This is a genomic window from Citrobacter sp. Ce119, assembly GCF_030334525.1.
In the GTDB taxonomy this organism is placed as follows: Bacteria; Pseudomonadota; Gammaproteobacteria; order Enterobacterales; family Enterobacteriaceae; genus Citrobacter; species Citrobacter europaeus.
Window position 1 is genome coordinate 1 of record NZ_JAOWDR010000013.1, and the last position, 18,848, is coordinate 18,848.

Below are 18,848 nucleotides of genomic sequence, written 5' to 3' on the forward strand. Positions count from 1 at the left end.
GCGGGAATAGCTCAGTTGGTAGAGCACGACCTTGCCAAGGTCGGGGTCGCGAGTTCGAGTCTCGTTTCCCGCTCCAAATTCTTACCTCGATAAAAAATATCCACAACGAATAATCGCGTTGGGGACGTTTTGTTTTGTCATTGACATACTCTTGTAAACAGACTTATCCACAGGTTCGGGTATTATTCCTGGAATGCAAAAAACTTCGATGGGTGAATAGTATCATTTTAACTGCTTGAAATTATTGGTTTAATTATCATTTCAAATTGTTAATGCGATCACTTGACGATTTTTTCCCTCTTGAATATCAATGTGTTTTTATTTTTATACACAAGCTGTGGATGACTTAAGCGTCGCGCGGCAGACCCTTTTCAATGACCCTGACCAAACGTTGTTTCTTCGGTAACTGCACCTCAACTACGCAGGCATTTCGCTTCTCGATTTGCTGAGCAACCGCCCAGTCTATGTGTTCGTCGAGAAGTGTGTACTCACCTCTGCGACTTTCCAGCGCGTGAATAACAGCGTCATCCCAGGGGGCATTACCCAACGCAACGGCGATATTTCGCAGCCAACGCAGGTGGCCAATACGACGAATGGCAGACCCCTCTGTGACTTTTAAAAACCACGCTTCGCTCCAGCTAAACAGCTCTATTAACTCTGGAGCATGAAGCTGCTTGCGCGGGCTGAAGTCATCCTCTGCCGTCAACTGCGAATAGCGATTCCACGGGCAAATAAGCTGGCAATCATCGCAGCCGTAAATTCGATTCCCCATCAAGGGACGAAATTCTTCCGGGATCGCACCTTCCAGTTCGATCGTGAGATAAGAGATACAGCGGCGCGCATCCACCGTGTAGGGTTCAACGATGGCCCCGGTGGGACAGATGGTCATGCAGGCGACGCATTTCCCGCATCCTTCTTCTACTGGTTGGTCGACCGGCAAGGGTAAATCGATCAGTAATTCCCCGAGGAAGAAAAATGATCCGGCTTCACGATTGAGGATAAGTGAGTGCTTACCTGTCCAGCCAAGCCCGGCTTTTTCCGCTAACGGGCGCTCAAGAATGGGCGCAGAATCGACAAAAGGTCTAAAATTCAGCGAAACGCAGTGCTGTTGAATCATCTCCCCCAGCTTTTTTAAGCGGTTACGCAGCAGCTTGTGATAGTCGCGGCCAAGCGCATAACGGCTGACGTAACCCAGCGAAGGGTTTTTCAACGTACTGGCAAAGGCCGCTTTGGCAGGAAGATAGTTCATACGTACGCTGATAACTCGTAGCGTACCGGGCAATAATTCGTGAGGTCGGGCGCGCATCATGCCGTGACGGGCCATCCAGTCCATCTCGCCGTGATAGTGTTTATCCAGCCAGGCCTGCAGTTTGGGTTCCGCTTCGCTGAGGTCGGTATCGGCAATACCGACCTGCTGAAAGCCAAGCTCCAGCCCCCACTGCTTAATATTTTGCGCTAACTGATTGAGATCGAGGGGCTCTGACATGACGGACCATACAATGAAGAAAAACCCCGCAAGTATACCACACTCCATCTGGCACGCCGATGACATCAGGCGGATGGAGCGAGAGGCGGCAGACAGTTTAGGGCTGACGTTGTACGAACTGATGCAACGGGCGGGAGAGGCGGCGTTTCAGGTCACCCGCGAGGCATATCCGAACGCCCGAAACTGGCTGGTGTTGTGTGGTCATGGCAACAACGGCGGAGATGGATACGTAGTGGCAAGGCTTGCCAAAGCGCAGGGTCTTGATGTTACGTTGCTGGCGCAGGAGAGCGATAAACCGCTCCCCGGGGAGGCGCAGCAGGCCCAGGACGCCTGGCTTAACGCCGGTGGCGTCATTCATGCTGTAGATATCAGCTGGCCAGATAGCGTGGACGTCATTATTGATGCGCTGTCAGGCACTGGCTTAAAACATGCGCCGCGAGAGTCCCTTTCGGCAGTGATCGAGCGTGCCAATAGTCATCCTGCTCCTGTTGTGGCGATAGACATTCCATCCGGTCTGCTGGCGCAAACAGGGGCGACGCCGGGAGCGGTCATCAACGCTGCGCACACCGTCACCTTTATTGCGCTCAAGCCAGGTCTGCTAACGGGTAAAGCGCGCGATGTCACCGGATGCCTGCATGTTAACGCACTCGGGCTGGATGACTGGCTGGCGGGGCAGAACGCGCCGCTGCAGCGTTTTGATGCTCAACAGCTTGCGCACTGGCTAACGCCGCGTCGACCCACCTCGCACAAAGGCTCCCACGGTCGGCTGGTGATTATCGGCGGTGACCACGGTACGGCAGGCGCAATACGCATGGCCGGTGAAGCGGCGCTGCGTGCAGGAGCCGGGCTGGTCAAAGTGCTGACCCGCAGTGAAAACATTGCGCCTATTCTGACTGCCAGGCCGGAACTGATGGTTGATGCGCTGACGCCGCAGACTCTGGAAGAGAGCATGGCTTGGGCGGATGTTGTGGTGATAGGGCCTGGGCTTGGTCAGCAGGAGTGGGGTAAAAAAGCGCTGCAAAAGGTCGAGAATTTTCGCAAACCGATGCTCTGGGATGCGGATGCGCTGAACCTGCTGGCAATCAATCCCGATAAACGTCACAATCGCGTGATCACGCCGCATCCGGGTGAAGCCGCGCGACTGCTGGGCTGTTCCATTGCAGAAATTGAAGACGATCGCTTACTTTGTGCACAACGTCTGGTAAAACGGTACGGAGGCGTCGTGGTGCTGAAAGGCGCGGGTACGGTTGTTGCCGCTGAACAGGCTGAGTTGGGTATTATTGATACCGGCAATGCAGGAATGGCCAGCGGCGGAATGGGTGATGTGCTTTCCGGTATTATTGGCGCATTGCTCGGACAGAAGCTTACCCCGTATGATGCAGCATGTGCGGGATGTGTTGCGCACGGTGCGGCGGCGGATGTACTGGCGGCGCGTTTTGGTACGCGCGGTATGCTGGCGACAGATCTCTTTACCACGCTACAGCGTATTGTTAACCCTGATGTGATTGACGTTTATCATGATGAATCGAGTAATTCCACTACCTGATGAGCAGGCGACTTTAGACCTGGGACTGCGGGTAGCTAAAGCCTGTGATGGCGCGACGGTAATTTATTTGTACGGCGACCTGGGAGCGGGTAAAACCACTTTCAGCCGGGGATTCCTGCAAGCGTTAGGTCACAAAGGTAATGTAAAAAGCCCGACTTACACGCTGGTTGAACCCTATTCGCTCGATAACTTGATGGTATATCACTTCGATCTGTACCGACTTGCGGACCCGGAGGAGCTGGAGTTTATGGGGATCCGCGATTATTTTGCCAATGATGCCATCTGCCTGGTGGAATGGCCGCAACAAGGTAAAGGTGTACTGCCAGACCCGGACGTCGAAATACACATTGAATACCAGGCGCAAGGTCGAGAGGCGCGCGTAAGCGCAGTCTCCTCATCGGGTGATTTATTGCTGGCGTGTTTAGCCGATTAACCTTAAGGGTGGCGGGATGATTTATCGCATCAGAAACTGGCTGATGGCAACCCTGGTCCTGCTGTGCGCGCAGGCAGGGGCTGCCAGCCTCTCCGATCTTCAGGTATCTAATGGCGATCAACAGGCGCGGATTACGCTGAGCTTTATTGGCGATCCTGAATACGCCGTTTCGCAGGACGGGAAACGAACCGTCGCGCTGGATATTAAACAAACCGGTGTGATTCAGGGATTACCGCTGCTGTTTAGCGGCAATAATCTGGTGAAATCTATCCGTTCCGGCACGCCAAAGGATGCGCAGTCTCTGCGCCTGGTGGTGGATTTAACCGAGAATGGCAAAGCCGATGCCGTAAAACGCCAGAACGGCGGCAATTATACCGTCGTGTTTACCATCAAGGCTGATGCGCCACCGCCGCCGCCTCCACCGCCAGTGGTTGCGAAGCGTGTTGAGGCGCCGGTTATCGCCACGCGTCCTGCCGAGCCTGCGCGTAACCCGTTTAAAGCGGAAAACGATCGCACTACCGTGGTGACCAACAGTAATACCTCCACACGACCTGCGGCGCGCGCCAGCACAGGTAGCGGCGAAAAAGTGGTTATCGCTATTGATGCCGGTCACGGTGGACAGGATCCTGGCGCTATTGGTCCTGGCGGCACGCGTGAGAAAAACGTCACGATTGCCGTGGCGCGCAAACTGCGCAGTTTGCTCAATGATGATCCGATGTTTAAAGGCGTACTCACCCGTGATGGTGATTACTTTATCTCGGTGATGGGGCGTTCAGACGTCGCGCGTAAACAAAACGCTAATTTCCTGGTCTCTATTCATGCGGATGCCGCGCCAAACCGGGATGCCACAGGCGCTTCCGTCTGGGTATTGTCAAACCGTCGGGCAAACAGTGAGATGGCCGGCTGGCTGGAACAGCACGAGAAGCAATCGGAGCTGTTGGGCGGGGCGGGCGATGTGCTGGCAAACAGCCAGTCCGATCCTTATCTCAGCCAGGCCGTTCTGGATCTGCAGTTCGGTCATTCGCAACGCGTCGGGTATGATGTGGCGACCAGCATGATCGGTCAGTTAGAACGTATTGGCTCGATGCATAAGCGTCGCCCGGAACACGCCAGCCTTGGGGTATTACGTTCGCCTGATATCCCGTCAGTACTGGTCGAAACCGGTTTTATCAGTAACAACAGCGAAGAGCGTCTGTTGGCGAGTGATGACTACCAGCAGCAACTGGCCGAGGCAATTTACAAAGGATTGCGTAACTATTTCCAGGCGCACCCGATGCAAAGCGGGCCGCAGGGCGCACCGGCGCAAACCGCTAGTGCGGTATCACCTGGTAACACGTTAACAAATTAAGGATTAGCCATGCCGATTCAGGTTCTACCGCCACAGTTGGCGAACCAGATTGCCGCAGGCGAGGTGGTAGAACGGCCTGCGTCAGTGGTGAAAGAGCTGGTGGAAAACAGTATCGATGCCGGTGCGACGCGCATTGATATTGATATTGAGCGCGGCGGCGCGAAGCTTATCCGTATTCGTGACAACGGTTGCGGGATTAAAAAAGACGAGCTGGCGCTGGCTCTGGCGCGTCATGCCACCAGTAAAATTTCTTCGCTTGACGATCTTGAGGCTATCGTAAGCCTCGGGTTTCGCGGCGAAGCGCTGGCCAGTATCAGCTCCGTTTCTCGTTTAACCCTGACGTCACGGACGCAAGAACAACCCGAAGCCTGGCAAGCCTATGCCGAAGGGCGCGACATGGATGTGACGGTCAAACCTGCCGCGCATCCGGTGGGAACCACGCTGGAGGTGTTAGATCTGTTCTACAACACCCCGGCACGGCGCAAGTTTATGCGCACCGAGAAAACCGAATTTAATCATATCGATGAGATTATCCGCCGCATCGCGCTGGCGCGTTTTGATGTGACGATTAATTTGTCCCACAACGGCAAAGCGGTGCGCCAGTATCGCGCAGTGGCTGCGGATGGGCAGAAAGAGCGCCGACTGGGCGCGATTTGCGGTACGCCGTTTCTGGAACATGCGCTGGCGATTGAATGGCAGCATGGCGATTTAACGCTGCGCGGCTGGGTGGCCGATCCTAATCATACGACGGCGGCGCTGGCGGAAATCCAGTATTGCTATGTGAATGGTCGAATGATGCGCGACCGCCTGATCAACCATGCTATCCGTCAGGCCTGTGAAGATAAGCTGGGGGCCGATCAGCAGCCCGCTTTTGTGCTGTATCTGGAAATCGACCCACATCAGGTGGATGTTAACGTACATCCCGCCAAACATGAGGTCCGTTTTCATCAATCTCGCCTGGTGCACGATTTTATTTACCAGGGCGTGTTGAGCGTCCTGCAGCAGCAGCTTGAAACGCCGCTGTCGTTGGCTGACGACGACGAGCCCGCCCCAAGGCACATCCCGGAAAACCGCGTTGCTGCCGGACGTAACCATTTTGCCGATCCGGCTCCCGCGCGTGAACCTGCGACACCGCGGTACTCAGCATCCGCTGGCGCTGGAAGCGGCAGCAGTGGTGGGCGTCAGGCGGGGGCCGGTTGGCCTCATGCCCAACCTGGATATCAAAAGCAGCAGGGTGAGATTTATCAGCAACTGCTGCAGACGCCGGTTCCGCCGCGTAAAACGCCGGCCACTGAAACGCCATCGGCACCTCTGAGTGGCAACGGCCAGGGCTTTGGGCGAGTGTTAACGATTGTCGGTACGGACTGCGCGTTGCTTGAGTGCGATGGCCAGATTCGGTTGCTGGCATTACCAGTGGCGGAACGTTGGCTACGTCAGGCGCAGTTAACGCCGGGCGAGGGAGGCGTTTGCGCCCAGCCGTTGCTGATCCCTTTACGTCTAAAAGTGACCGCTGATGAAAAAGCGGCCCTGCAAAAAGGGCAGAGCCAACTGGCTGAATTGGGCATTGAATTTCAACTGGATGCGCAGCATGTGACCATCCGGGCGGTGCCTTTACCCTTACGCCAACAAAATTTACAAATCTTGATTCCTGAACTGATAGGCTACCTGGCGCAGCAGTCCGTATTCGAACCGGGCAATATTGCACAGTGGATTGCACGTAACCTGATTAGCGAGCATCCGCAGTGGAGTATGGCTCAGGCGATTACGCTGTTAGCGGATGTTGAGCGGCTCTGCCCACAACTCGTGAAGGCACCGCCGGGTGGTCTGTTACAATCTGTTGATTTACATTCGGTAATGAATGCCCTGAAACATGAGTGATACCCGTAAGGCGAGCCTGCCAAAGGCGATTTTTTTGATGGGGCCAACGGCCTCCGGTAAAACGGCTCTCGCAATTGAATTGCGTAAAGTTTTGCCCATAGAGTTGATAAGCGTTGATTCCGCCCTTATTTACAAGGGGATGGATATCGGTACAGCCAAGCCTGATGCAGATGAATTACAGGCCGCGCCGCACCGATTGCTGGATATCCGCGATCCGTCGCAAGCGTACTCCGCCGCTGATTTTCGCCGCGATGCGTTAGCCGAGATGGCCGATATCACCGCTGCGGGACGTATCCCGCTGCTGGTGGGCGGCACAATGTTATATTTCAAAGCCTTGCTTGAAGGGCTGTCGCCGTTACCGTCGGCGGACCCGCAAGTCAGGGCCAGAATTGAGCAGCAGGCGGCAGAGCTCGGGTGGGACGCGTTACACCGACAGCTTCAGGAAATCGATCCGGTGGCTGCGGCGCGTATTCATCCAAATGATCCGCAAAGACTTTCCCGGGCACTGGAAGTTTTTTTCATTTCGGGTAAAACTTTAACGGAGCTGACGCAAACGTCAGGAGATGCTTTGCCGTATCAGGTGCATCAGTTTGCAATCGCCCCGGCGAGCCGTGAACTGCTCCATCAGCGAATTGAGCAGCGTTTTCATCAGATGTTGGCTTCAGGTTTTGAAGCAGAAGTCCGGGCGCTTTTTGCCCGTGGAGATTTGCATACGGATTTGCCTTCCATTCGTTGTGTAGGGTATCGCCAGATGTGGTCATACATTGAAGGCGAAATTTCATACGATGAAATGGTTTATAGAGGTGTTTGCGCCACGAGGCAGTTGGCGAAGCGACAGGTAACCTGGTTGCGTGGTTGGGAAGGGGTGCACTGGCTTGACAGTGAAAAGCCTGACCAGGCGCGAAACGAAGTATTACAGGTTGTTGGTGCTATCGCGAACTGAATGTGTACAATTGAAACGTATCGTGCGCAATTTTTCAGAATCGAAAGGTTCAAAGTACAAATAAGCATATAAGGAAAAGAGAGAATGGCTAAGGGGCAATCTTTACAAGATCCGTTCCTGAACGCACTGCGTCGGGAACGTGTTCCAGTTTCTATTTATTTGGTGAATGGTATTAAGCTGCAAGGTCAAATCGAGTCTTTTGATCAGTTCGTGATCCTGTTGAAAAACACGGTCAGCCAGATGGTTTATAAGCACGCGATTTCTACTGTTGTCCCGTCTCGCCCGGTTTCTCATCACAGCAATAATGCCACCGGCGGCACTGGCAGCAACTACCATCACGGTAGCAACGCGCAAGGTTCATCTGCGCAACAGGACAGCGAAGAAACCGAATAAGGTTGTTAGCTGTTTTACCCACGGGGAGCCAGCGATCCTGCGTTCCCCGTTGATATATATTAAGGGGTTGACGCTTGTTTGACCGTTATGATGCCGGTGAGCAGGCGGTACTGGTACACATCTATTTTTCGCAAGACAAAGATATGGAAGACCTCCAGGAGTTTGAATCTCTGGTTTCTTCCGCCGGTGTCGAAGCAATGCAGGTGATTACCGGGAGCCGTAAAGCACCGCACCCGAAGTATTTTGTTGGTGAAGGTAAGGCAATCGAAATTGCCGAAGCCGTAAAAGCGACTGGCGCTGCGGTGGTGATTTTTGATCATGCTCTAAGCCCCGCCCAGGAACGTAACCTGGAACAATTATGCCAGTGTCTTGTTATCGACAGGACCGGTCTTATTTTAGATATTTTTGCCCAGCGTGCGCGCACCCATGAGGGTAAATTGCAGGTTGAGCTGGCGCAGTTGCGCCATATGGCTACGCGTCTGGTCCGTGGCTGGACCCACCTTGAAAGGCAAAAGGGCGGGATTGGTTTGCGCGGTCCGGGTGAAACCCAGCTCGAAACCGACCGTCGTTTGCTGCGTAATCGCATTTTGCAAATACAGTCGCGCCTGGAAAAAGTTGAAAAGCAACGTGAGCAGGGGCGGCAGTCGCGCAAGAAAGCGGATGTCCCAACCGTATCATTGGTGGGATATACCAACGCCGGAAAATCCACCCTGTTCAACCAGATCACCGAAGCCCGGGTTTACGCAGCGGACCAGCTGTTTGCGACCCTGGATCCAACGCTGCGCCGCATAGACGTAGCGGACGTTGGTGAAACCGTGCTGGCGGATACCGTAGGGTTTATCCGCCATTTGCCGCACGACCTGGTGGCGGCATTTAAAGCCACCCTGCAGGAAACACGTCAGGCGACATTGCTGCTGCACGTTATTGATGCTGCAGATTTTCGTGTGCAGGAAAACATCGAGGCCGTCGACACGGTGCTCGAAGAGATCGATGCACACGAGATCCCGACCCTGCTGGTGATGAATAAAATCGATATGCTGGATGATTTTGAACCGCGTATTGACAGAGATGAAGAGAATAAACCCATTCGCGTTTGGGTTTCAGCGCAAACGGGTATTGGCATACCACAGCTTTTTCAGGCTTTGACAGAGCGTCTTTCCGGTGAGGTTGCGCAGCATACGTTGCGTTTGCCGCCGCAGGAAGGGCGTCTGAGAAGCCGGTTTTACCAACTTCAGGCAATAGAAAAAGAGTGGATGGAGGAAGACGGTAGCGTAGGTCTGCAAGTACGTATGCCGATCGTAGACTGGCGTCGCCTCTGTAAACAAGAACCGGCACTGGAAGACTATGTTGTCTGACCTGACGGATATGGCCTGAAGATTTTTTCGCCTCTATTCCTTGTGGTTTTGTGCGGCAGGAAGGCGGCAAGTTCTGAAATATCCCGAAGCATAATCAACTATGTGACGGGAGTGAGGAACATAGCCAACGCATCTGCAGCGCAAAAGACGCAGGTATAGCATCGCATAACAAATATGGAGCACAAACATGGCGTGGAATCAGCCCGGTAATAACGGACAAGACCGCGACCCGTGGGGAAGCAGCAAACCTGGCGGCAACCCTGAGGGAAATGGAAACAAAGGCGGTCGCGATCAGGGACCTCCCGATCTGGATGATATTTTCCGTAAACTGAGTAAAAAACTCGGTGGTCTGGGTGGCGGTAAAGGTACGGGTTCCGGCGGCGGTAGTTCATCGCAAGGTCCGCGTCCGCAACTGGGTGGTCGAGTCTTTACTATCGCAGCGGCAGCTATTGTCATTATCTGGGCGGCCAGCGGTTTCTACACCATTAAAGAAGCGGAACGCGGCGTGGTGACACGCTTCGGTAAATTCAGCCATTTGGTTGAACCGGGTCTGAACTGGAAACCGACCTTTATCGACGAAGTGACTCCGGTCAACGTGGAAGCCGTGCGTGAACTTGCCGCATCCGGCGTCATGTTGACCTCTGACGAAAACGTCGTGCGTGTTGAAATGAACGTGCAGTACCGCGTGACCGATCCGCAGCGTTACCTGTTTAGCGTAACCAGCGCGGATGACAGTCTGCGTCAGGCTACCGACAGCGCCCTGCGCGGGGTTATCGGTAAATACACCATGGACCGTATCCTGACCGAAGGGCGTACCGTTATTCGTAGCGATACCCAGCGTGAACTGGAAGAAACGATCCGCCCGTACAACATGGGGATCACTCTGCTGGACGTCAACTTCCAGGCAGCACGTCCGCCGGAAGAAGTAAAAGCCGCGTTTGACGATGCCATTGCCGCACGTGAAAACGAGCAGCAGTACATCCGTGAAGCAGAAGCGTACACCAACGAAGTTCAGCCGCGTGCTAACGGTCAGGCGCAGCGTATTCTGGAAGAAGCGCGCGCTTACAAAACGCAAACCATCCTGGAAGCTCAGGGTGAAGTGGCTCGCTTCGCAAAAATTCTGCCGGAATATAAAGCCGCACCGCAAATTACTCGCGAGCGTCTGTATATCGAAACCATGGAAAAAGTGCTGAGCAATACCCGCAAAGTCCTGGTTAACGATAAGGGTAGCAATCTGATGGTTCTGCCGCTGGATCAAATGCTGAAAGGCGGTAGTGCGCCAGCAGCCAAGAGCGACAGCAGTTCAAACCTGCTGCGTTTGCCGCCAGCAACGACTTCCGGCTCTGGAGCAAGCAACACTTCGTCCACCAGTCAGGGCGATATTATGGACCAACGCCGCGCGAACGCGCAGCGTAACGACTACCAGCGTCAGGGGGAATAACGATGCGTAAGTCAGTTATTGCGATTATCATCATCGTTCTGGTAGTTCTGTTCATGTCCGTCTTTGTGGTCAAAGAAGGCGAGCGTGGGATTACTCTGCGCTTTGGTAAAGTTCTGCGTGACGATGAAAACAAGCCGCTGGTCGTTGCACCAGGCCTGCACTTCAAGATTCCGTTTATTGAATCTGTGAAGATGCTGGATGCGCGTATTCAGACCATGGACAACCAGGCCGATCGCTTTGTTACCAAAGAGAAGAAAGATCTGATCGTTGACTCCTACATTAAGTGGCGCATCAGTGACTTTAGCCGTTACTACCTGGCAACGGGCGGTGGCGATGTTTCTCAGGCTGAAGTCCTGCTGAAACGTAAGTTCTCTGACCGTCTGCGTTCTGAAATTGGTCGTCTGGACGTCAAAGACATCGTTACCGACTCCCGCGGTCGTCTGACCCTGGAAGTGCGTGACGCGCTGAACTCCGGTTCTGCGGGCACGGAAGATGAAGTCGCGACGCCGGCGGCAGATAGCGCGATTGCCGAAGCGGCTGAGCGTGTTCAGGCTGAAACGAACGGTAAAGTACCGGTCATCAACCCGAACAGTATGGCGGCATTGGGCATCGAAGTGGTTGACGTGCGTATTAAGCAAATCAACCTGCCTGCTGAAGTATCTGAGGCTATCTACAACCGTATGCGCGCTGAGCGTGAAGCGGTAGCGCGTCGCCATCGTTCACAAGGTCAGGAAGAAGCGGAAAAACTGCGTGCAACGGCGGACTATGAAGTGACTAAAACGCTGGCAGAATCTGAGCGTCAAGGCCGCATCATGCGCGGTGAAGGCGATGCGGAAGCGGCTAAACTGTTTGCCGATGCGTTCAGTCAGGATCCTGACTTCTACGCCTTCATCCGTAGCCTGCGTGCTTACGAGAAGAGCTTCGAAGGCAACCAGGACGTGATGGTCATGAGCCCGGACAGCGATTTCTTCCGCTACATGAAGACACCGAATACCGCAACACGCTAAGAGCAGTCCAGCGGTTTTAAAGCAGCAAAACCACCGGCATCTCCAGGGATGCGGTGGTTTTCTTTTTATTTAAGGGCGATGGATGAATTCAACAATTTTGCTGGCGCTTGCGCTGGTTTTGGTCCTTGAAGGCCTGGGTCCGATGCTTTACCCCAATGCGTGGAAGAAAATGATCTCCGCGATGGCCCAGCTTCCAGAAAATACTTTGCGTCGTTTTGGTGGAGGTCTTGTGGTTGCGGGCGTTGTGGTCTACTACATGTTGAGGAAAACGATTGGCTGATCAATAAGTAGCCTATTTTGCGGATTTTCGCATGCAAAAAGTGCTGTATATCTGAAAAAGCGGTGGTAGAATCCATTTTTAAGCAAACGGTGATTTTGAAAAATGGGTAACAACGTCGTCGTACTGGGCACCCAATGGGGTGACGAAGGTAAAGGGAAGATTGTTGATCTTCTGACTGAACGGGCTAAATATGTTGTGCGCTACCAGGGTGGACACAACGCAGGCCATACTCTCGTAATCAACGGTGAAAAAACCGTCCTCCATCTTATTCCATCAGGTATTCTTCGCGAGAATGTCATCAGCATCATCGGTAACGGTGTTGTACTGTCTCCGTCCGCGCTGATGAAAGAAATGAAAGGACTGGAAGATCGTGGTATCCCGGTTCGCGAGCGCCTGCTGTTGTCTGAAGCTTGTCCGCTGATCCTTGATTATCACGTTGCGTTAGATAACGCTCGTGAGAAAGCGCGTGGCGAGAAAGCGATCGGTACTACCGGTCGTGGTATCGGTCCGGCTTATGAAGACAAAGTAGCTCGTCGCGGTCTGCGCGTTGGCGATCTGTTTGATAAAGCAACCTTCGCTGAAAAACTGAAAGAAGTGATGGAATATCACAACTTCCAGCTGGTGAATTTCTATAAAGTTGAAGCAGTTGACTACCAGAAAGTGCTGGATGATGTAATGGCGATTGCCGACATCCTGACCGCTATGGTTGTTGATGTTTCCGATCTGCTGGACCAGGCGCGTAAGCGTGGCGATTTCGTCATGTTCGAAGGCGCGCAGGGTACCCTGCTGGATATCGACCATGGTACCTATCCGTACGTAACGTCTTCCAACACCACCGCGGGTGGCGTGGCGACCGGCTCCGGCCTGGGCCCGCGTTATGTGGACTACGTTCTGGGTATCATCAAAGCTTACTCTACTCGTGTCGGTGCGGGTCCATTCCCGACTGAGCTGTTTGATGACGTTGGCGAGTTCCTGTGCAAACAAGGTAACGAGTATGGCGCGACCACCGGTCGTCGTCGTCGTACCGGTTGGCTGGACTCCGTGGCCGTACGCCGTGCAGTACAGATTAACTCCCTGTCTGGCTTCTGCCTGACCAAACTGGACGTACTGGACGGTTTGAAAGAGGTGAAAATCTGTGTCGCTTACCGTATGCCGGATGGCCGTGAAGTAACGACTACTCCGCTGGCAGCTGACGACTGGAAAGGTATCGAGCCGATTTACGAAACCATGCCGGGCTGGTCTGAATCTACCTTCGGCGTGAAGGAGCGTAGCGGTCTGCCGCAGGCAGCACTGAACTACATCAAGCGTATTGAAGAACTGACCGGTGTGCCGATTGATATTATCTCAACTGGCCCAGACCGTACTGAAACCATGATCCTGCGCGACCCGTTCGACGCATAATTCTGGTTATAGCGTAGCGTCAAACGGCGCTGCGCTTGCACTAATTTAGGCCGGATGAGGCGTTTTGCATCAGGATCCGGCTTAAAATCACGTAAGTTCCTCGCTTTTTTCCTTCCCGAACTGAAATAAATTAGCGACCTGGCTGGTGGCTGGTTTATCATCAATGTAATTAATACCACCAGGTTTATCCGTTTTATCCCTTTTCCTGAGGTTGATGTGCAGTTAACAAGTTTCACCGATTACGGATTACGTGCGCTAATCTACATGGCGTCACTTCCCGAAGGACGTATGACCAGTATTTCTGAGGTGACAGAAGTCTACGGCGTGTCCCGTAATCATATGGTCAAAATAATCAATCAACTTAGCCGGGCGGGCTTTGTTACTGCTATTCGAGGAAAAAATGGCGGTATCCGCCTGGGTAAACCCGCTAAGGATATTGGTATTGGTGATGTGGTTCGCGAGCTGGAACCCTTATCGTTGGTCAACTGTAGCAGCGAGTTTTGCCACATTACCCCGGCCTGTCGACTCAAACAGGCGCTTTCTAAAGCAGTGCAAAGTTTTCTCACGGAACTGGACAACTACACACTTGCTGATTTGGTTGAAGAGAATCAACCGCTTTATAAATTATTGCTGGTGGAGTAATGAAGTCCAAAGTATTTCGCGTCGCATCGCGGCGGCAACTGAGCGACCCCAGGAGCTTACAAAAGTAAGTGACTGAGGGGAGCAAAGGCAGCCAACAAAGAGGCGTCGTGAAAGACGAAGGAATTCCATCAGAGATGACAATGGAGGAACCTCGATGTCACAAGATCCTTTCCAGGAACGCGAAGCTGAAAAATACGCGAACCCTATCCCGAGCCGGGAATTTATCCTCGAACATTTAACTAAACGTGAAAAACCGGCCAACCGCGATGAGCTGGCCGCTGAACTCAACATTGAAGGTGAAGAACAGCAAGAAGCGCTGCGTCGCCGTCTGCGCGCGATGGAGCGTGACGGACAACTGGTCTTCACCCGTCGTCAGTGCTACGCGCTGCCGGAACGTCTCGACCTGCTGAAAGGTACCGTTATTGGCCACCGTGATGGCTACGGCTTTCTGCGCGTTGAAGGGCGCAAAGATGACCTGTACCTGTCCAGTGAGCAGATGAAAACCTGCATACATGGCGATCAGGTGCTGGCGCAGCCGTTGGGCGCGGACCGTAAAGGTCGTCGCGAAGCGCGTATTGTGCGCGTACTGGTGCCGAAAACCAGCCAGATTGTGGGTCGCTACTTCACCGACGCTGGCGTCGGGTTTGTCGTTCCTGACGACAGCCGCCTGAGTTTCGATATCCTGATCCCACCTGAAGAAGTGATGGGCGCTCGCATGGGCTTTGTGGTCGTGGTTGAGCTGACCCAGCGTCCGACTCGTCGCACCAAAGCGGTGGGTAAAATTGTTGAAGTGCTGGGCGACAACATGGGAACCAGCATGGCCGTGGATATGGCACTGCGTACCCATGAAATCCCGTATATCTGGCCTCAGGCGGTTGAAAAGCAGGTCGCCGGGCTGAAAGAAGAAGTACCGGAAGAGGCGAAAGTCGGGCGTGTCGATCTGCGCTCCCTGCCGCTGGTTACTATCGATGGCGAAGATGCGCGTGACTTTGACGATGCGGTCTACTGCGAGAAGAAACGCGGCGGCGGCTGGCGTTTATGGGTAGCGATTGCTGACGTAAGCTATTACGTTCGTCCGCCGACTCCGCTGGATCAGGAAGCGCGTAGCCGTGGCACATCTGTTTATTTCCCGTCGCAGGTTGTTCCAATGCTGCCGGAAGTGCTGTCTAACGGATTGTGTTCGCTCAACCCGCAGGTGGACAGGTTGTGTATGGTCTGTGAAATGACCATTTCGTCGAAAGGCCGCTTAACCGGCTTTAAATTCTACGAAGCGGTAATGAGCTCCCATGCGCGTCTGACTTACACCAAAGTCTGGCATATGCTGCAAGGCGATCAGGAGTTGCGTGAACAGTACGCGCCGTTGGTTAAACACATTGAAGAGCTGCATAACCTCTACAAAGTACTGGATAAAGCCCGTGAAGAGCGCGGCGGTATCTCGTTTGAGAGTGAGGAAGCGAAGTTTATCTTCAATGCTGAACGCCGTATTGAGCGTATCGAGCAGACGCAGCGTAACGACGCGCACAAGCTGATTGAAGAGTGCATGATCATGGCGAACATCTCCGCGGCGCGATTCGTTGAGAAAGCCAAGGAGCCGGCGCTGTTCCGTATTCATGATAAGCCGACGACCGAAGCGATTAACTCGTTCCGTTCGGTGCTGGCGGAACTGGGACTGGAGCTGCCTGGCGGCAATAAACCTGAACCGCGTGATTATGCTGAACTGCTTGAGTCGATTGCTGACCGCCCTGACGCTGAAATGCTGCAGACTATGCTGCTGCGTTCGATGAAGCAGGCTATTTACGATCCGGAAAACCGCGGGCACTTTGGTCTGGCGCTGCAATCTTATGCGCACTTTACCTCACCAATCCGTCGTTATCCGGACCTCTCCTTGCACCGGGCGATTAAGTATCTGCTGGCGCAGGAGCAGGGCCATAAAGGTAACACCACGGAAACCGGTGGCTACCATTATTCGATGGAAGAGATGCTGCAACTGGGTCAGCACTGTTCGATGGCCGAGCGCCGTGCGGACGAAGCGACGCGCGACGTTTCTGATTGGCTGAAGTGCGACTTCATGCTGGATCAGGTAGGGAATGTCTTCAAAGGCGTGATCGCCAGCGTGACCGGGTTTGGCTTCTTTGTCCGTCTTGATGAGCTGTTTATCGACGGTCTGGTGCATGTCTCCTCGCTGGATAACGACTACTATCGTTTTGACCAGGTTGGGCAGCGACTGACGGGGGAATCCAGCGGTCAAATGTATCGCCTGGGCGATCGCGTGGAAGTTCGCGTGGAAGCGGTTAACATGGACGAGCGTAAAATCGACTTCAGTTTGATCTCCAGCGAACGTGCGCCGCGCAATGAAGGTAAAACCGCGCGTGAAAAAGCGAAAAAAGGCGATGCAGGTAAAAATACCGGTAAACGTCGTCAGATGGGCAAAAAGGTGAATTTCGAGCCGGACAGCGCTTTCCGCGGCGAGAAGAAAGGCAGAGCCAAACCTCAGCCGGAGAAGAATGCGACTGAGAAGAAAGGCGACAAAAAAGCGAAAAAGCCATCGGCTAAAACGCTTAAAATCGCTGCCGCCACCAAAGCTAAACGTGCGGCGAAAAAGAAAATCGCACAGTAACAGCCATAAACAGTAAGCCGGGCAACTTCGCGTTGCCCGCGTTACGCATAAACTATTAACGAGTACATTCATGAGTGAAATGATTTACGGCATCCATGCGGTGCAGGCTCTGCTGGAACGTGCGCCTGAGCGCTTCCAGGACGTCTTTATTCTCAAAGGTCGTGAAGATAAACGCCTGCTGCCGCTGATCCACGCACTGGAAGCACAGGGTGTTGTCATTCAGTTGGCTAATCGCCAGTTCCTGGATGAGAAAAGCGAGGGTGCGGTACATCAGGGAATTATTGCTCGCGTGAAGCCGGGTCGTCAGTATCAGGAAAACGATCTGCCGGATCTGATTGCTACGCTCGATCAACCCTTCTTTTTGATCCTTGATGGCGTCACCGATCCACATAACCTGGGGGCGTGCCTGCGTAGCGCAGATGCTGCCGGCGTACATGCTGTTATCGTACCGAAGGATCGTTCTGCACAGTTGAATGCGACGGCGAAAAAAGTGGCCTGCGGGGCGGCAGAAAGCGTACCGCTGATCCGTGTGACCAACCTGGCGCGCACTATGCGTATGCTGCAGGAAGAGAATATTTGGATCGTCGGAACCGCAGGTGAAGCCGACCATACTCTCTACCAGAGCAAAATGACCGGGCGTCTGGCGCTGGTGATGGGCGCAGAGGGCGAAGGCATGCGCCGTCTGACCCGTGAACACTGTGACGAACTGATCAGCATCCCGATGGCAGGTAGCGTTTCGTCGCTGAACGTTTCGGTTGCAACGGGCATCTGCCTGTTTGAAGCAGTCCGCCAGCGCGGCTAAACTTACTTTTCAGACAAAGCCACTCGGATTCGGGTGGCTTTTTTTTATTTTAAACGAGTATGATAAAGGCTAGAAAATGATATTCATTTTATTTATTACTATTTAAATTATATATGGATAATATATGGCATGGACACCGCAGTTACTTGCTGAAGCACTACAAACTCGCCCTGAATTAAATATAGATATTGAATATGATGAGCAATCATTAATCGTTATAATGAATGATTATGGCGATTTACCGCTCAATATTGTGTTTACTTCTCGCCAGATTATTATTGAAACAGTTATTTGTCCTGTTAGTAGTATTCATCAGCAGGATGAATTTAATATTTTCTTATTACGTAATCAGAAACTCCTTCCACTCTCTTCCGTAGGGATTTCCCGCGTTCAGCAGGATGAATATTACGTCGCATTTGGGGCTCTTTCGCTTAATTCATCGTTGAATGATGTGCTGCTCGAGATGACGACGCTTGCGGATAACGCGTTGGATCTGGCTGAAATCACAGAAGAATACACTCACGAATAACAAGGAACGCTATTTATGGGAATTTTAAAAAGCCTGTTTACCCTCGGCAAGTCCGTACTTTCTCAGGCGGAAGAGTCAATTGAAGAAGCGCAGGGGGTCCGCATGCTGGAACAGCATATCCGTGATGCGAAAGGTGAGCTGGATAAAGCTGGAAAATCACGAGTAGACCTGCTGGCGCGCGTGAAGCTGAGCCATGACAAGTTGAGCGATCTGCGCGAGCGTAAATCCAGTCTGGAAACACGAGTGCTGGAAGCGCTGAGTAAAAACGCTAACCCGTCACTGATCAACGAAGTTGCAGAGGAAATTGCCCGCCTGGAGAATGTCATTGCTGCAGAAGAGCAAGTACTCGCTAACCTTGAAGTGTCGCGGGATGGCGTTGAAAAAGCGGTGAGTGCAACCGCACAACGGATTGCACAGTTTGAACAGCAGCTTGAGGTGGTAAAGGCGACGGAAGCGATGCAGCGCGCCCAGCAGGCAGTGACCACCTCGACCGTCGGCGCGTCTTCCAGCGTGTCTACAGCCGCAGAGTCGCTCAAGCGTTTGCAAACGCGACAGGCAGAGCGTCAGGCCCGTCTGGATGCCGCTGCACAGCTGGAAAAGGTTGCGGATGGGCGTGACCTGGATGAGAAGCTGGCTGAAGCCGGCATTGGGGCGAGCAATAAAAGTTCGGCTCAGGATGTTCTGGCACGACTGCAGCGTCAACAAGGCGAGTAAACGTCGGCGAAATGCGTCAGCCTCGAAAGAAGG

17 protein-coding genes and 1 tRNA gene are annotated in these 18,848 nt (G+C 53.3%); 17 read left to right on the top strand and 1 reads right to left on the bottom strand.

From position 1 onward, the window contains the following. Positions 1-76: transfer RNA gene (locus OGV80_RS00455), tRNA-Gly, on the top strand. A 270-nt stretch (positions 77-346) separates the two neighbouring features. Here OGV80_RS00455 and queG read toward each other — a convergent pair. Next, complete coding sequence (gene queG / locus OGV80_RS00460; RefSeq protein WP_087052279.1) at positions 347-1,486, bottom strand: tRNA epoxyqueuosine(34) reductase QueG; 1,140 nt, start codon at positions 1,484-1,486, stop codon at positions 347-349. Between queG and nnr the strand changes: the two genes are divergently transcribed. The 16 genes from nnr to OGV80_RS00540 all read left to right on the top strand — a co-directional run bounded on the left by nnr (position 1,485) and on the right by OGV80_RS00540 (position 18,815). Then, complete coding sequence (nnr, locus tag OGV80_RS00465; protein ID WP_087052278.1) at positions 1,485-3,032, top strand: bifunctional ADP-dependent NAD(P)H-hydrate dehydratase/NAD(P)H-hydrate epimerase; 1,548 nt, start codon at positions 1,485-1,487, stop codon at positions 3,030-3,032. The two genes, queG and nnr, sit on opposite strands and share 2 nt — an antisense overlap. Further along, positions 3,004-3,465: a tRNA (adenosine(37)-N6)-threonylcarbamoyltransferase complex ATPase subunit type 1 TsaE gene (gene tsaE, locus OGV80_RS00470; protein ID WP_087052277.1), complete on the top strand. Its 462-nt coding sequence runs from the start codon at positions 3,004-3,006 to the stop codon at positions 3,463-3,465. Before nnr ends, tsaE begins: the two co-directional genes overlap by 29 nt. Before the next feature lie 16 nt (positions 3,466-3,481). After that, positions 3,482-4,813 carry an N-acetylmuramoyl-L-alanine amidase AmiB gene (amiB, locus tag OGV80_RS00475; RefSeq protein ID WP_047406733.1) on the top strand — a complete coding sequence of 444 codons (1,332 nt, stop codon included), beginning with the start codon at positions 3,482-3,484 and terminating at the stop codon, positions 4,811-4,813. Positions 4,814-4,822: 9 nt separating this feature from the next. Then, the gene (mutL, locus tag OGV80_RS00480) at positions 4,823-6,691 is read left to right on the top strand and encodes a DNA mismatch repair endonuclease MutL (RefSeq protein WP_043018170.1); all 1,869 of its coding nucleotides are present in this window, start codon (positions 4,823-4,825) and stop codon (positions 6,689-6,691) included. After that, positions 6,684-7,634, top strand: a complete 951-nt coding sequence (gene miaA, locus OGV80_RS00485) for a tRNA (adenosine(37)-N6)-dimethylallyltransferase MiaA (protein WP_043018171.1) — start codon at positions 6,684-6,686, stop codon at positions 7,632-7,634. The genes mutL and miaA overlap by 8 nt, the downstream gene beginning before the upstream one ends. 84 nt (positions 7,635-7,718) lie before the next feature. After that, positions 7,719-8,027, top strand: a complete 309-nt coding sequence (gene hfq, locus OGV80_RS00490) for an RNA chaperone Hfq (RefSeq protein WP_003025584.1) — start codon at positions 7,719-7,721, stop codon at positions 8,025-8,027. A 74-nt stretch (positions 8,028-8,101) separates the two neighbouring features. Next, positions 8,102-9,382 carry a ribosome rescue GTPase HflX gene (hflX, locus tag OGV80_RS00495; protein ID WP_003025589.1) on the top strand — a complete coding sequence of 427 codons (1,281 nt, stop codon included), beginning with the start codon at positions 8,102-8,104 and terminating at the stop codon, positions 9,380-9,382. Between the two features lie 187 nt (positions 9,383-9,569). Beyond that, positions 9,570-10,823 (top strand): FtsH protease activity modulator HflK, encoded by a 1,254-nt coding sequence (gene hflK / locus OGV80_RS00500; protein ID WP_043018172.1) that lies wholly within the window; start codon positions 9,570-9,572, stop codon positions 10,821-10,823. A gap of 2 nt (positions 10,824-10,825) precedes the next feature. Then, positions 10,826-11,830, top strand: coding sequence for a protease modulator HflC (gene hflC, locus OGV80_RS00505; RefSeq protein WP_003830491.1), 1,005 nt, complete (start codon positions 10,826-10,828; stop codon positions 11,828-11,830). 82 nt (positions 11,831-11,912) lie between these two features. Continuing rightward, positions 11,913-12,110, top strand: coding sequence for a DUF2065 domain-containing protein (locus tag OGV80_RS00510; RefSeq protein WP_043018173.1), 198 nt, complete (start codon positions 11,913-11,915; stop codon positions 12,108-12,110). Between the two features lie 102 nt (positions 12,111-12,212). Next, entirely contained in the window at positions 12,213-13,511 is a 1,299-nt protein-coding gene (gene purA / locus OGV80_RS00515) for an adenylosuccinate synthase (protein ID WP_043018174.1), read from the top strand. A gap of 216 nt (positions 13,512-13,727) precedes the next feature. After that, complete coding sequence (nsrR, locus tag OGV80_RS00520) at positions 13,728-14,153, top strand: nitric oxide-sensing transcriptional repressor NsrR (RefSeq protein WP_003025609.1); 426 nt, start codon at positions 13,728-13,730, stop codon at positions 14,151-14,153. A gap of 154 nt (positions 14,154-14,307) precedes the next feature. Continuing rightward, positions 14,308-16,770, top strand: a complete 2,463-nt coding sequence (rnr, locus tag OGV80_RS00525) for a ribonuclease R (RefSeq protein ID WP_213733401.1) — start codon at positions 14,308-14,310, stop codon at positions 16,768-16,770. Between the two features lie 70 nt (positions 16,771-16,840). Further along, positions 16,841-17,572, top strand: coding sequence for a 23S rRNA (guanosine(2251)-2'-O)-methyltransferase RlmB (rlmB, locus tag OGV80_RS00530; protein WP_003830482.1), 732 nt, complete (start codon positions 16,841-16,843; stop codon positions 17,570-17,572). 124 nt (positions 17,573-17,696) lie between these two features. Continuing rightward, complete coding sequence (locus OGV80_RS00535) at positions 17,697-18,101, top strand: YjfI family protein (RefSeq protein ID WP_286513190.1); 405 nt, start codon at positions 17,697-17,699, stop codon at positions 18,099-18,101. A gap of 15 nt (positions 18,102-18,116) precedes the next feature. After that, positions 18,117-18,815, top strand: coding sequence for a PspA/IM30 family protein (locus OGV80_RS00540; protein WP_043018177.1), 699 nt, complete (start codon positions 18,117-18,119; stop codon positions 18,813-18,815). Positions 18,816-18,848: the final 33 nt, after the last annotated feature.